The sequence below is a fragment of the Roseateles sp. GW821-FHT09H10 genome (assembly GCF_059415865.1).
Map to the genome: position 1 here is coordinate 168,227 of NZ_JBWKOB010000005.1, position 13,640 is coordinate 181,866.

Below are 13,640 nucleotides of genomic sequence, written 5' to 3' on the forward strand. Positions count from 1 at the left end.
CGGCCAGGCCGGGCGTTGAGTATCGAGGCTGGGATCAGCGCAGCTCGTTGAGCATGGCCTGCGCCTTGTCGCGCAGCGGGCCGGAAGCGCGCTGGATCAGCTCCTGCAGCACCTCTCGGGCGCCTTCGGTGTCGCCGATCTGGCGGAACTCGTCGGCCAGCTCGAGCTGGCGCATCAGCGGGTCGCCCTCGTCGTCACCCAGGGCATCCAGAGCCTGGCCGAGCACGTCCGGATTGGTCTCGCCGGGCTGGGTGGGCTCGCCGAGATCGAAGTCCAGGTCGGTCGACGCCTCGGCCGGTGCCGCGGGCGACAGGCTGCCCATGCTGCTGATGTCGAAGCTCAGGTCCGGCGCGGGCGGCGCGGTGCGCGTGCCACGGCTGGAGATGTCGAAATCCATCGTCATCGGCGCCTGCTCGATGGAAGCCGGCATGGCCTGGGTGGCGGCCATCGCGTTCGGCGAGACCGGCTCGGGCGCATCCAGGTCCAGGTCCAGGGCCAGGTCGAAGCCGCTCACCGGTCCGGTGTCCGGGCCGCCGCGCATGGCGTCGGTGGCCAGATGAGCCGCGGCCGCGGCAGCGGCGGCGGCACCGCTCGGCAGAGCCGTCTGCGGCAGCGTGCTGGCGTTCATGGGCTCGGGACGCAGCTCGGGGCCGTCTTCCACATGGGCAGGGGCGCCACCGGGCTGGTAGAGCGGATTGTCCGGGTCGATGCCACGGCCCAGCTCCTGGGCCTTGGCCCAGTCCTCGCCAGCACCCTTGGTCTCGGCGTAGAGCTGCACGGCCAGTTGCTCGAAGCCCTTGGTGTCGCGGCGCTTGGCGTAGACCTCCAGCAGCTTCAGGCGGATGGCCAGGCGCGTCGGGTTGGCGCGCAGGGCTTCCTTGAGGATTTCCTCGGCCTGCAGATCGCGGCCATAGGCCAGGTAGACGTCGGCCTCGGCGACCGGATCCACATCGCCGATGGCGTCGAGCTGGCTGAGCGAATAGCTCATCGACGACTGCCCGCTGTTCTGTGCGTCGCGCGTGTCGACGCGCTGGCCACCGGTGCCACCGAAGAAGGAATCGGGCTGCAGGCGGCTTTCGTGGAAGCCGGTCTCGGCCGCATTGGGCGGCCGGCGCGAACGCAGGCGGTACAGGCCCAAGCCGCCGAGCACGGCGACCAGGACACCGGCCAGAGGCAGCACGATGGGGCTGTCGAGCAGCTGCTCAATGAAGCCCGGCGGCTCGGCAACCGGCGGCGGTGCCAGCGGGGCGCTGGCGCGCGGCGCGGGACGGGAAGCGGCGGCACTGGCGGCAGCCGCAACCGGCGCCGATGCAGGGACGGAAGCAGGCTCGGCCGTGGCCACGACGGGCGCGGGCAATGCGGGAGCCGGCGCCGGCGTCGCGGCGGCGGGCGCCGCGGAAGCCGTGGGCGCGGGCTTGGCCGCGCTGGAGAGCTTCTTCAGTTCCTCGACATTGCGGGTCAGCTCGGCCACGCGGGCCGCGGCATCCTTCTTCTCAGTGTCCTTGGACAGCTTGGCCTCGGCCGCACTGGCGGCATTGCTGCCGGCCTTGCTGAGGGTGAGCTTGTCGGGCGTCGGCGCGGCAGCGGGCTTGCGGTCCTCGACGGCGGCCTGCACCTGGCCCTTGGACTGGCGCTCGCTTTCGGTGTTCTGCAGCGTCGGGGCGGCAGAGGCGAGGCGCTGGCGGTAGGCCGAGAAATCGGCGCTCTGGGCCAGGATGATGCGGCGCGCTTCGGGCGCGGGCACGGTGGCCAGGGACTCGCTGGAAGGCACCTGCAACACGCTGCCCGCCTTCAGCAGGTTCATGTTGCCGTCAATGAAGGCGTCGGGGTTGTTGCGGAACAGGCCGACCAGCATCTGGTCCAGCGAGATGCCGCTGACCTGGGTGCGGGCCGCGACCTTGGACAGCGAATCGCCCGGGCGCACGGCGTACTCGGAAGCCGCGGTGACGGGCGGGCGGACAGCCACCGGCGCTGCGGCAGGCGGACGGGCCGCTGCGACGGGCGCGGGAGCCGGCGCGGAACCATTGCGCGGCAGGGCCGTCGTGACGGCCGGCGCCGGTGCCGGCACGGCCTCACTGGAGGCCGCCGTGGCGGGCGCGGGCGCGGCTGCAACGGCCGGCGGCGCGGTGATGACGGGGGCGGGCTTGGGCAGGCTCGGCGGATCGAACAGCAGCGTGTATTCGCGCACCAGGCGACCACTCGACCAGGTCAGCTCGAGGATGACATCGACGAACGGCTCCTGCACCGAGCGGTCGCTGCTCACGCGCAACACGGTCCGGCCGTTGTTGCGCACGATCTGCACCTGGGTCGAGGTGAGCACCGAGTTGTATTCGACGCCACTGGCGCGATACGACTCGGGCGGCGCGACGCGCACTTTCAGCGTGGCCGCCTCCTCGGAGCTGAGGCTGGTGATGTCGATCTCGGCGCGCATGGTCTCGCCAAGGGCCGATTGCACGTTCAGCCGACCCAGGCCCAGTGCCTGCGCGCCACTACCGGCTACAAGCAGTGCAGCAGCGAGAGCGAGATGGTGGCGAGCAAATCCCATGGGTCGAACTCCCTCGAGTGCGTCGCGGATGTGGTCTTTCAAGGCATTCCCCAAAGCAACAAGGCGGGGCAATGGGCCCCGCCTGTCTCGATCTTCAGCAAGCGCTGCACGAACCTGGTCTGCACGCTGGTTTGCACGATATGGCCTGCGTCGAGTTTCGAATCAAAAACACAACGGTATCAAGCATATACGCTGAAATGCTCAAGGGGTACCTGATGTGTCGTTTCGATTCAATATCGACGCCCGGGTGAACCCTTAGTCAAGTCGTAAAAGACCGTAAGCGAAACCTAAGTGAAACTGGCCCCGAGGGGCCAGCTTCATTCATCAACGTTCGAGCAGGATGCGCAGCATGCGGCGCAACGGCTCGGCGGCGCCCCACAGCAGCTGGTCGCCGATGGTGAAGGCACCCAGGTACTCGGGGCCCATGGCCAGCTTGCGCAGGCGACCGACAGGAATCGTCATCGTGCCGGTGACGGCCACGGGCGTCAGGTCGCGGATGGTGGCTTCGCGCGTGTTGGGCACGACCTTCACCCAGGCGTTGTCGGCGGCGATCATGGCCTCGATGTCGGCCAGCGGCACGTCCTTCTTCAGCTTGAAGGTCAGAGCCTGGCTGTGGCAGCGCATGGCGCCGACGCGGACGCAGAAACCGTCGACGGGAATGGCGTTGGAACCGAGGATCTTGTTGGTCTCGGCCATGCCCTTCCACTCTTCCTTGGATTGGCCGTTGCCCAGGTCCTTGTCGATCCAGGGGATCAGCGAGCCGCCCAGCGGCACGCCGAAGTTGGCCACTTCGTCGGGCGACAGCGTGCGCTGCTTCTCGGCCAGCAGGCGGTCGATGTCGAGGATGGCGCTCTTGGGATCGTCCAGCAGCGACTTCACCGAGTTGTTCAGCGTGCCGTACTGCGTCAGCAGCTCGCGCATGTGCTGGGCACCGCCGCCGGAAGCGGCCTGGTAGGTCTGGGTGGACATCCACTCGACGAGGCCGGCCTTGTACAGCGCGCCCACACCCATCAGCATGCAGCTGACGGTGCAGTTGCCGCCGATCCAGTTCTTGCCGCCGTTGCTCAGCGCCTGGTCGATGACGGGGCGGTTGACGGGGTCCAGGATGATGACGGCGTCATCGGCCATGCGCAGCGTGGAGGCGGCGTCGATCCAGTGGCCGTTCCAGCCCGCGGCGCGCAGCTTGGGATAGACCTCGGTCGTGTAGTCGCCGCCCTGGGCGGTGATGATGATGTCGCAGCGCTTGAGCTGTTCGATGTCGAAGGCGTTCTGCAGCGACTTCTCGTTCTTGGCCTGGGCCGGGGCAGCGCCGCCGGCGTTGGAAGTCGAGAAGAACAGCGGCTCGATCAGGTCGAAATCGCGTTCGGCGGTCATGCGGTCCATCAGGACCGAGCCCACCATGCCACGCCAGCCTACGAGGCCTACCAGAGTCGTCATCATCAAATCCTTTGTCTGTCGTTCACCAAACCCCATCCACTTTGGGCCCCGGCTCGTTCGCCGGGTTTGGAGGGGCGAGACGAGACGGAGCTTCAGCTCTTGATGGTTTTGGTGGTCGTAATGGCTTTGACGACGGCGTCGCCCATCTCGAGGGTCGTGACCTTCGAGGTGCCTTCGGACCAGATGTCGGCAGTGCGCAAGCCCTGGGCCAACACCGACTGCACGGCATGCTCGATACGAGCGGCAGCGTCGGCTTGGTTGAGGGAGAACTTGAGCATCATGGCAGCGGACAGGATTGTAGCCAGAGGATTGGCAATCCCCTTGCCCGCGATGTCCGGTGCGCTACCGTGGCTGGGTTCGTAGAGGCCCTTGTTGTTGGCATCGAGCGACGCCGAGGGCAGCATGCCGATGGAGCCCGTCAGCATCGCGGCTTCGTCGGACAGGATGTCGCCGAACATATTGCCGGTCACCACGACGTCGAACTTCTTCGGCGCCTTGACGAGCTGCATGGCCGCGTTGTCCACATACATGTGGTCCAGCTCGACATCGGGGTACTGGGCGTGGACCTCGATGACGATGTCCTTCCAGAACTGCGAGGTCTCCAGCACATTGGCCTTGTCGACGCTGGTCAGGCGCTTGCCACGCTTGCGGGCGGCCTGGAAGGCGACGTGGGCGATGCGCTCGATCTCGGGGCGCGAGTAGCGCATGGTGTCGAAGGCTTCGTCAGCACCGGGGAAATGGCCGTCCACGGCCGTGCGGCGGCCGCGCGGCTGGCCGAAGTAGATGTCGCCGGTCAGTTCGCGGATCAGCAGGATGTCGAGACCCGCCACCAGTTCGGGCTTCAGCGACGAAGCGTGCGTCAGCTGCTCATAGCAGATGGCAGGGCGGAAATTGGCGAACAGGCCCAAGGCCTTGCGCAGGCCGAGGATGGCCTGCTCGGGGCGCAGCGAACGCTCGAGCTTGTCGTACTTCCAGTCGCCCACGGCGCCGAACAGCACAGCATCAGCCTCTTGCGCCAGCTTCAGCGTGGCGGGGGGCAGCGGGTGGCCGCTGGTCTCGTAGGCCTTGCCGCCCACATCGGCCCAGTCGAGCTGCAAGGGCAGGTCCAGGGCCTTCAGCACCTTGACGGCCTCGGCCATGATTTCTGGGCCGATACCGTCGCCCGGCAGTACTGCAATCTTCTTCATCTCAAATCACTCGGTTGTTCAGCCAGGGCTTCGCGGCGATGCGGGCAGCCTCATAAGCGCGGATCTTGTCGGTGTGCTGCAGGGTCAGGCCGATCTCGTCGAGGCCGCCGATCAGGCATTCCTTGCGGAAGGGCTCGATGTCGAAGGGCAGCTCGGCGCCGTCGGGTTTCACAACCACCTGGCGCGGCAGGTCGACGACCAGCTGGTAGCCCGGGAAGGCATGGACCTCGTCGAACAGCTGCGCGATCGCCCGCTCGGGCAGGACGATGGGCAGCAGACCGTTCTTGAAGCAGTTGTTGAAGAAGATGTCGGCGAAGCTGGGCGCCAGGATGGCGCGGAAGCCGTACTGCTGCAGGGCCCAGGGCGCATGCTCGCGGCTGGAGCCACAGCCGAAGTTGCTGCGCGCGATCAGCACGCTGGCGCCGGCATAACGCGGCTGGTTCAGCACGAAGTCGGGATTGGGCTTGCGGCTGGCCGGATCCTGGCCGGGCTCGCCGTGGTCCAGATAGCGCCATTCGTCGAACAGGTTGGGGCCGAAGCCCGAGCGCTTGATCGACTTCAGGAACTGCTTGGGGATGATGGCGTCGGTGTCGACGTTGTCGCGGTCCATGGGCGCGACCAGCCCTTTGTGGAGGGTGAACTTGTCCATGGGGTCAGCTCAGTGTGCGGACGTCAACGAAATGGCCGGTCATCGCGGCCGCTGCGGCCATGGCCGGGCTGACGAGGTGGGTGCGGCCACCCGCGCCCTGGCGGCCTTCGAAATTGCGGTTGCTGGTGGACGCGCAACGCTCGCCCGGCTCCAGCCGGTCGGCGTTCATGGCCAGGCACATGGAGCAGCCCGGCTCGCGCCATTCAAAGCCGGCGGCCTTGAAGACCTGGTCCAGGCCTTCGGCTTCGGCCTGCGCCTTGACGAGGCCCGAGCCCGGCACGACGAGGGCCAGCTTGATGTTCTTGGCCACACGGCCACCGACGCGGCGCACGACGGCCGCGGCCTCGCGCATGTCCTCGATACGGCTGTTGGTGCAGGAGCCGATGAAGACCTTGTCGACATGGATATCGTTGATGGCCTTGTTGGGCTCCAGCGCCATGTAGGTCAGCGCGCGCTCGATGGCGCCGCGCTTGACGGCGTCCTTTTCCTTGTCGGGATCGGGCACGCGGTCGTCGATGGCCAGCACCATCTCGGGCGAGGTGCCCCAGGTGACTTGCGGACGGATCTGGGCGGCATCGATCTCGACGATCTTGTCGAAATGGGCGCCAGCGTCGGAATGCAGCGTGCGCCAGTAGGCGACGGCCTGGTCCCATTCCACGCCCTGCGGCGAGAAGGGGCGGCCCTTGACGTAGGCGATGGTCGTGTCGTCCACGCCGATCAGGCCGGCGCGGGCACCGGCTTCGATGGCCATGTTGCAGACCGTCATGCGACCTTCCATCGAGAGTGAGCGGATGGCCGCACCCGCGAACTCGATGGTGTAGCCATTGCCGCCGGCCGTGCCGATCTTGCCGATGATGGCCAGCACGATGTCCTTGGCGCCGCAGCCCTTGGACAGGGTGCCCTCGACCTTGACGAGCAGGTTCTTGGCCTTCTTGGCCGACAGCGTCTGCGTGGCCAGCACATGCTCGACCTCGCTGGTGCCGATGCCGTGGGCCAGCGCACCGAAGGCGCCATGCGTGGACGTGTGGCTGTCACCACAGACGACGGTCATGCCGGGCAGCGTGGCGCCCTGCTCCGGGCCGATCACGTGCACGATGCCCTGGCGCTTGTCGTTCATCTTGAACTGCGTGATGCCGACGCGGTCGCAGTTGGCGTCCAGGGTGTCGACCTGCAGCTTGGAGACCGGGTCGGCGATGCCTTGACTGCGGTCCGTGGTCGGCACGTTGTGGTCGCTGACGGCCAGGTTGGCACTCAGGCGCCAGACCTTGCGGCCGGCCAGGTCCAGGCCTTCGAAGGCCTGGGGGCTGGTCACCTCATGGACGAGGTGGCGGTCGATGTAGAGCAGCGCCGTGCCGTCGGGCTCGGTGTGCACGACATGCTCATCCCAGAGCTTGTCGTAGAGAGTACGTGAGGTCATTGCTTGTCTCGAGGAATCAAGGTGTCCACGAAGCGTTGCACCACAGTGGGCAAACGCTGCTGGCGCAGCACACCCAATACATATTCGCGCTCCGCCCAGGGCTCTTCAAGGCGGATGCTGCGCACGCCGAAGACGCGGGTGAAGCGCTCGGCCGGCTGCTCGGGCAGCACGGCCACGCCCAGGCCCGCCTCGACGAGCTGGGCGATGGCGTCGAAGCCCCGCACCTGCCAGCGTGCATTCAGCGTCTTGCCGCGGGCCGCGGCCTGTTCCCGCATCAGTTCCTGCGCGCTGGCGCCGGCATGCAGGCCGATGAGGTCATAGGCCAGCAGGTCGTCGAAGGTGACTTCCTCGCGGGCGCTCAAGGGGTGCTTCAGCGGCACGACGGCGGCCAGGCGGCCGTGGCCGACCACCCAGGTCTGCAGGCGGTTGTCCACCAGCGGCGGCGTGAAGACGCCGACGTCCGCGCGCCCTTCAGCCACCGCGGCTTGCACCTCGGCGCTGGTCAGGTCTTCCATGCTGATGCGGATCTGGCTGTGCGCCTGCGAGAAGCCCACCAGATGAGGCGGCAAGGCCTCGGTGATGGCGCTGCTGTTGGCGGCGATGCGCAGATGGCCCTTGATGCCGCGCGAGAACTCCATGACCTCGGTCTCGAGGGCATACAGCGACGCGTGCAGCGAACGGATATGGCGCACCAGCGCCCGGCCGGCTTCGGTGGGTTCGACACCCCGGGCGCGCCGCTCGAAGAGCTGCACGCCGAGGCGGCTTTCCAGGTCAGACAGGCGCTTGCTGGCGGCCGCCAGCGCCAGGTGTTCCTGGGCGGCGCCGCGCGTGATCGAGCGGGTCTGCTCGATGGCCAGCACAAGATTGAGGGTGGTGAGGTCGTGGCGCATGGTGATCGTCCAACTCCAGCATAGCCTTCGTGAAGAACGTCATTCTGCGCCAATAACTGACTTTTGTTTCGTCGTTCGCGAAGCTCAGCGTGACGCGGCACCGACCTGTTTCAGCAGGCCTCGCAGGGCATTGCGGCTGTGAGCACCGAAATGGCCCAGCAACTCGGCGACCTGGCGCTGCAGCCCGTCGCGCTGGCCCTGCATGTCCTTGGCGAGCTCCGGCCCCAGCTGGGCCTCATTGGCAGCAAAGTCGAAATGGGGGTCAGTGACGAATTTCGCCGGCGCGCCGACAACCACGGCCGCGTCGGTCGCCGGCCCGGCCGCAAAGGCCTCGGCCGCGACCACGTCGCGCACATAGCCAGCACTCCAGGCCGGGTAGCGCGCATCCCGGGCGGCGTCGCGCAGCGCCAGCTCCAGAGGGCCGTCGCGCTTGTGCCGGGCCGCCTCGATGATCCAGCGCGTCTGGAACTGCTCCAGCACGAAGTGGCGATTGCCCTGCAGCACCACCAGGCCCTGGCGGTCGGCGGGCGCGCCGACCTGGGCCTTGAAGTTGACCCACATCATGTGGCCCAGCGTCGCGCCCGGCGCGGCGCTCGAGTGATAAGGCTGGGTCAGGTCCTCGACATGGTGCAGGGCCAGGCCGGCGAAGCGCCAGCCCCAATAGGCATGGCCGGTCTGCCAGGCCAGCACGGCCAGGCCGGCGTACTGCCGCACGCGCAGCTCGGTGAAGGTGCGGGCAAAGCTCGGCGCCAGCGTGTTGAAGATGGCCCCCTGATGGAAGAAGGCCATGTGGAAAGGCGCCTGCGAGCCGATGGCGACCGCCGGATTGCCGAAGGGCTGCTTGCCGAAGCCATAGCCGGCGTTGCCGGGGTTGTCGTCGAAGAGATTCAGGTCGTGGCCATAGTCGGGCTCGTCGCAGGCCGAGGCCAGCACGGCCAGCGGCGCGACGGCCTCGCCGGGCTGCAGCGCCACGAAGCGCTGGGTCGCGCCCTTGCTGTTCGCCACGGCACTGACCTGGCTGGCCTCCAGCGCCGGCCGCACGGCATCGGGCTCGCGCGGGTCGACCTGCAGGTAGAGGGCGAGCTTGGTCTGGGGCGAAAGGCGCAAGGCGCGCAGGAAGGCGGCTCGGCGGTCGGCATCGCTGCGCTTGGCGTCGGCCACGAAGCGCAGGGCGTCGGGCCGGGGTGCGTGGCCCTTGAGCTGTTCACGGAGTTGGGCTTCCTGGCTGTCGAGGCGGGCGGCAATGGCCGTCTCCTGGTCGCGCAGGAAATCGACGAGGGGTTCGGCCTTGACCGCCGCGGCGTTGGCCACCTCGGGCATGCGCTCGAAGGCGCGATAGCACATGGGGCTGTGATTGCCCCAGGCCTGGGCCAGGGTGGGCAGCAGCAGGGCGAGCAGGAAGGAGGTGGAGCGCATCGCCAGGATTCTGGCGCCTGCCTGAGCAAAGCCTTGCGACCGAACTCGCGAAACGGCTTGTGGCCCCCTCGCCTCCCGGTGTGCCACGGGCCGGTCAGCCCAGCGCGGCACGCGCAAGTTTTGCTGCTGCGCAGGTTACGGGCGGGTAGCACTTTGCAGAAGCGGCGATTGGGGAAGCGGCGCTTCGCGAGCGTTCAAGCCGAAGCCGACCCGGCAGCTTCATGAAAGCCCCGAGTGCCGCGCGGGAACGGGCTTCTACGATGGGTCATCTCACACGGAGACCTCCATGAATCTGGTCCAGCGCATCCAAGACATCCTGCTCAAGCCCAAGGACACCTGGCCGCAGATCGCCGCGGAGCCCGCCACGGTGCAGTCCCTCTACAAGGAATGGCTGCTCATCCTGGCGGCGATACCGGCGGTGGCCGGCTTCATCGGCCTGTCGGTGGTGGGTGCGGGCGCCTTCGGCTTCAGCTATCGCATGCCCTTCGTCAGCGGCCTGGTCCACATGGTGTTCAGCTATGTGCTGTCTCTGGGCATGGTCTATGTGCTGGCGCTGCTGGTGAACGCGCTGGCGCCCACCTTCGGCGGCACGCCCGACCGCCTGGCGGCGCTCAAGCTGGTGGCCTATGGCTGCACGGCAGGCTTCGTCGGCGGCATATTCCAGCTGCTGCCCGCCCTGAGCATGCTGGGCCTGCTGTGCGGCCTCTACTCCATCTACCTCATCTACCTCGGCCTGCCGGTGCTGATGCGCAACCCGCCGGAGAAGTCCGCCGGCTACACCGCCGTGGTGGTGATCGCCGGCATCGTGGCCGGCATGGTGGTGGGCGCCGTGAGTGGCGCCGTGCTCGGCATGGGTGCCTGGGGCGGCCGGCATGCCGATGCCGGCTCGGTGACCATCAAGGGCCCGGGCGGCGACGTCACGCTGGACACCAGCAAGATGGAGGCCGCCGCCAAGCGCATGGAGGCCCTGGGCAAGGAAATGGAAGCGGCCCAGGCCAAGGGCGACGGCGCCGCCGCGGGCAAGGCGCTGGGCGAGATGATGGGCGCGATGTCGGGCGTGACGGGCGGGGCCAAGCCGATGCCGGCCGCCGACCTCAAGGCCCTGCTGCCCGAGAACCTTGGCGACTACAAGCGCACCAGCATCGAGGCCCAGAGCGGTGGCGCGATGGGCATCAACTCCTCCTCCGCCAAGGCCCGCTACGGCAATGGCGACAAGTCCCTCAGCCTGGACATCACCGACATGGGCAGCCTCGCCGGCATGGTCGGCCTGGCGGGCTGGGCCAACATGACGCTGGACAAGGACGCCGACGGCCGCATCGAGCGCGTCTTCAAGCAGGGCGACCGCACGGTGCGCGAGGAGTACCGCAAGGACGGCTCGCATGCCGAGCTGACGGTGCTGCTGCCCAACGGCGTCATCGTCGAGGCCAAGGGCGATCAGGTCGGCATCGACCAGCTGCGCGGCGCCCTCAACGGCGTCGACCTCAACAAGCTGGCCAGCACGCCGCGCCAGCCCGGCTGAGATCAGCCGCCGCTCAGCCCAGGGCCGCGACGACCTCGGGCGGCGCCTGCACCAGCTCGATCAGCACGCCTTCGCCGCCGATGGGGAACTCGTCGTTGCTCTTGGGGTGGATGAAGCAGATGTCGTAGCCCGCGGCGCCCTTGCGGATGCCGCCCGGCGCGAAGCGCACGCCGTTGGCGCTCATCCACTCGACGGCCTTGGGCAGGTCGTCCACCCACAGGCCCACATGGTTGAGCGGCGTGGCATGCACGGCCGGCTTCTTGTCGGGGTCCAGCGGCTGCATCAGGTCCACCTCGATCTTGTGCGGCCCGCTGCCTACTGAGCAGATGTCCTCGTCCACGTTCTCGCGCTCGGAGACGAAGTTGCCGGTCACGGTCAGGCCCAGCACGTCCACCCAGAGCTTGCGCAGGGCCTGCTTGTCGGGGCCGCCGATGGCAATCTGCTGGATGCCGAGGATCTTGTAGGGCTTGCTCATCACGCGAACCTCAGGATGGGTTGATCCACCGCCAGGCTCTCGCCCGGCTTGGCCAGCACCTCGGCCACGGTCACGTCCTGGACGGCGCTGAGGATGTTCTCCATCTTCATCGCCTCGATGACGGCCAGGCGCTCGCCGGCCTGCACGGTCTGGCCCACCTGGGCCGCCAGATGCACCAGCAGGCCCGGCATGGGCGACAGCAGCAGCTTGGAGGTGTCGGGCGGGGCCTTGTAGGGCATCAGGGCCTGCAGCTCGGCGGCGCGCGGGCTCAGCACGGCCAGCTCGATGGAGCGGCCGCCATGCTGGATGCGGTAGGCCAGCGGGTTCTTCGCCGTGCCGCGCTCGGCCTGGGCGGTGAAGCTCAGGCCGTTGACGGTGCCGGTGATGCGCACATCGTTCAGACGCGAGCTGGAGACGATGCGGTAGTCCTTGCCACCCACCTGCACCCTCGCCTCGCCCAGGGCGCCGGCGAATTCACTGATGTGCAGGGGATGCTGCTCGCTGCGGCCACCGCCCAGGTTCACCACGGCAACATAGTCGTGCTCGATCTGCACCTCGTGGCCACGCAGCTGGCCGCTGATGCCGGCCTCGCGCTCGCGCGCCTTGCGGCGGATGAAGCCGGCCAGAGCGACGAGGAAGAGCGGGTCGGCATGCGGCACGTCCTCGGCCTTGAAGCCGCCGGCGTAGTGCTGGGCGATGAAGCCGGTGTTGAAGTTGCCGCTGCCGAAATCCGGATGGGCCAGCAGCGCCGCCTGGAAGGGGATGTTGCTGGACACGCCACGGATGACGAAGCCGTTCAGCGCCTCGCGCATCTTGGCGATCGCTTCGTTGCGATCCTTGCCGTGCACGATGAGCTTGGCGATCATCGAGTCGTAGAACATCGGGATCTCGCCGCCCTCGTAGACGCCGGTGTCCACGCGCACGCCGAAGCGGCCGGCCTCGGCCTGCTGCATCGTCGTCTCCGGCGGCTGGTAGCGCACCAGGCGGCCCGTGCTGGGCAGGAAGTTGCGGAAGGGGTCTTCCGCATTGATGCGGCATTCGATGGCCCAGCCGTCGCGCTTGATGTCGGTCTGCGTGAAGGTCAGCGCCTCGCCGGCGGCGACGCGGATCATCTGCTCGACGAGGGCGTGAAGGTCAGCGCCTCGCCGGCGGCGACGCGGATCATCTGCTCGACGAGGTCCAGGCCGGTGATGCACTCGGTGACCGGATGCTCCACCTGCAGCCGCGTGTTCATCTCCAGGAAATAGAAGTCCTGGTCCTTGCCGACGACGAACTCCACCGTGCCGGCACTCTCGTACTTCACCGCCTTGGCCAAGGCCACCGCCTGCTCGCCCATGGCGCGGCGCGTGGCCTCGCTGATGAAGGGCGACGGCGCCTCCTCGATGACCTTCTGGTGGCGGCGCTGGATGGAGCACTCGCGCTCCCACAGGTAGACCACATTGCCCTGGGAGTCGCCCAGCACCTGGATCTCGATGTGGCGCGGCTGCTCGACGAACTTCTCCATGAAGACGCGGTCGTCGCCGAAGCTGTTGCGCGCCTCGTTGCGGCAGGAGGAGAAGCCCTCGAAGCATTCCTTGTCGTTGAAGGCCACGCGCAGGCCCTTGCCGCCACCGCCGGCGCTGGCCTTGATCATGACCGGGTAGCCGATGCCCTGGGCGATCTGCACCGCCTCTTCCGGCGTCAGGATGGGCTCGTTGTGGCCGGGAATGGTGCTGACCTTGGCCTCGTTGGCCAGCTTCTTGGACGCGATCTTGTCGCCCATGGCCGCGATGCTGTAGTGCTTGGGCCCGATGAAGGCCATGCCTTCCTCTTCCACGCGGCGGGCAAAGTCCTCGTTCTCGGACAGGAAGCCATAGCCGGGATGGATGGCCTGGGCGCCGGTCTGCTTGGCCGCGGCGATGATCTTGTCGGCGACCAGATAGCTCTCGCGCGACGGCGCCGGGCCGAGCAGCACGGCCTCGTCGGCCAGCTCGACATGGCGGGCGTCCTTGTCGGCTTCGGAATAGACGGCCACGGTCTGGATGCCCATCTTCTTGGCCGTGGCAATCACGCGGCAAGCGATCTCGCCACGGTTTGCAATCAGGATCTTGGTGAACATGTGATGC

At 67.8% G+C, this 13,640-nt stretch carries 9 protein-coding genes and 1 pseudogene; 1 reads left to right on the forward strand and 9 read right to left on the reverse strand.

Annotated features, from left to right (window positions below; translation table 11 throughout):
* Positions 1 to 34: 34 nt before the first annotated feature.
* The 7 genes from AC07OY_RS22035 to AC07OY_RS22065 form a co-directional block, all read right to left on the reverse strand.
* The gene (locus AC07OY_RS22035; RefSeq protein ID WP_495044718.1) at positions 35 to 2,545 is read right to left on the reverse strand and encodes a motility hub landmark protein FimV; all 2,511 of its coding nucleotides are present in this window, start codon (positions 2,543 to 2,545) and stop codon (positions 35 to 37) included.
* Positions 2,546 to 2,869: 324 nt separating this feature from the next.
* The gene (gene asd / locus AC07OY_RS22040; protein ID WP_495044719.1) at positions 2,870 to 3,982 is read right to left on the reverse strand and encodes an aspartate-semialdehyde dehydrogenase; all 1,113 of its coding nucleotides are present in this window, start codon (positions 3,980 to 3,982) and stop codon (positions 2,870 to 2,872) included.
* Positions 3,983 to 4,074: 92 nt separating this feature from the next.
* Entirely contained in the window at positions 4,075 to 5,169 is a 1,095-nt protein-coding gene (gene leuB, locus AC07OY_RS22045; RefSeq protein ID WP_495044720.1) for a 3-isopropylmalate dehydrogenase, read from the reverse strand.
* A gap of 1 nt (position 5,170) precedes the next feature.
* Positions 5,171 to 5,818: a 3-isopropylmalate dehydratase small subunit gene (gene leuD / locus AC07OY_RS22050; protein ID WP_495044721.1), complete on the reverse strand. Its 648-nt coding sequence runs from the start codon at positions 5,816 to 5,818 to the stop codon at positions 5,171 to 5,173.
* Between the two features lie 4 nt (positions 5,819 to 5,822).
* Entirely contained in the window at positions 5,823 to 7,235 is a 1,413-nt protein-coding gene (leuC, locus tag AC07OY_RS22055; RefSeq protein WP_495044722.1) for a 3-isopropylmalate dehydratase large subunit, read from the reverse strand.
* The gene (locus AC07OY_RS22060; RefSeq protein ID WP_495044723.1) at positions 7,232 to 8,125 is read right to left on the reverse strand and encodes a LysR family transcriptional regulator; all 894 of its coding nucleotides are present in this window, start codon (positions 8,123 to 8,125) and stop codon (positions 7,232 to 7,234) included. Before AC07OY_RS22060 ends, leuC begins: the two co-directional genes overlap by 4 nt.
* A gap of 84 nt (positions 8,126 to 8,209) precedes the next feature.
* Positions 8,210 to 9,541: a hypothetical protein gene (locus tag AC07OY_RS22065; RefSeq protein ID WP_495044724.1), complete on the reverse strand. Its 1,332-nt coding sequence runs from the start codon at positions 9,539 to 9,541 to the stop codon at positions 8,210 to 8,212.
* A gap of 286 nt (positions 9,542 to 9,827) precedes the next feature.
* On the opposite strand from AC07OY_RS22065, the gene AC07OY_RS22070 reads away from it, so the two are divergent.
* Positions 9,828 to 11,060 carry a Yip1 family protein gene (locus AC07OY_RS22070; protein ID WP_495044725.1) on the forward strand — a complete coding sequence of 411 codons (1,233 nt, stop codon included), beginning with the start codon at positions 9,828 to 9,830 and terminating at the stop codon, positions 11,058 to 11,060.
* 13 nt (positions 11,061 to 11,073) lie between these two features.
* Here AC07OY_RS22070 and AC07OY_RS22075 read toward each other — a convergent pair whose 3' ends face one another.
* Both AC07OY_RS22075 and AC07OY_RS22080 read right to left on the reverse strand, forming a co-directional pair.
* A complete protein-coding gene (locus AC07OY_RS22075; protein ID WP_495044726.1) occupies positions 11,074 to 11,535 on the reverse strand; it encodes a VOC family protein in 462 nt (153 codons plus the stop codon).
* Positions 11,535 to 13,633, reverse strand: a pseudogene (locus tag AC07OY_RS22080) (ATP-binding protein). The gene AC07OY_RS22075 and the pseudogene AC07OY_RS22080 overlap by 1 nt, the downstream one beginning before the upstream one ends.
* Positions 13,634 to 13,640 lie beyond the last annotated feature (7 nt).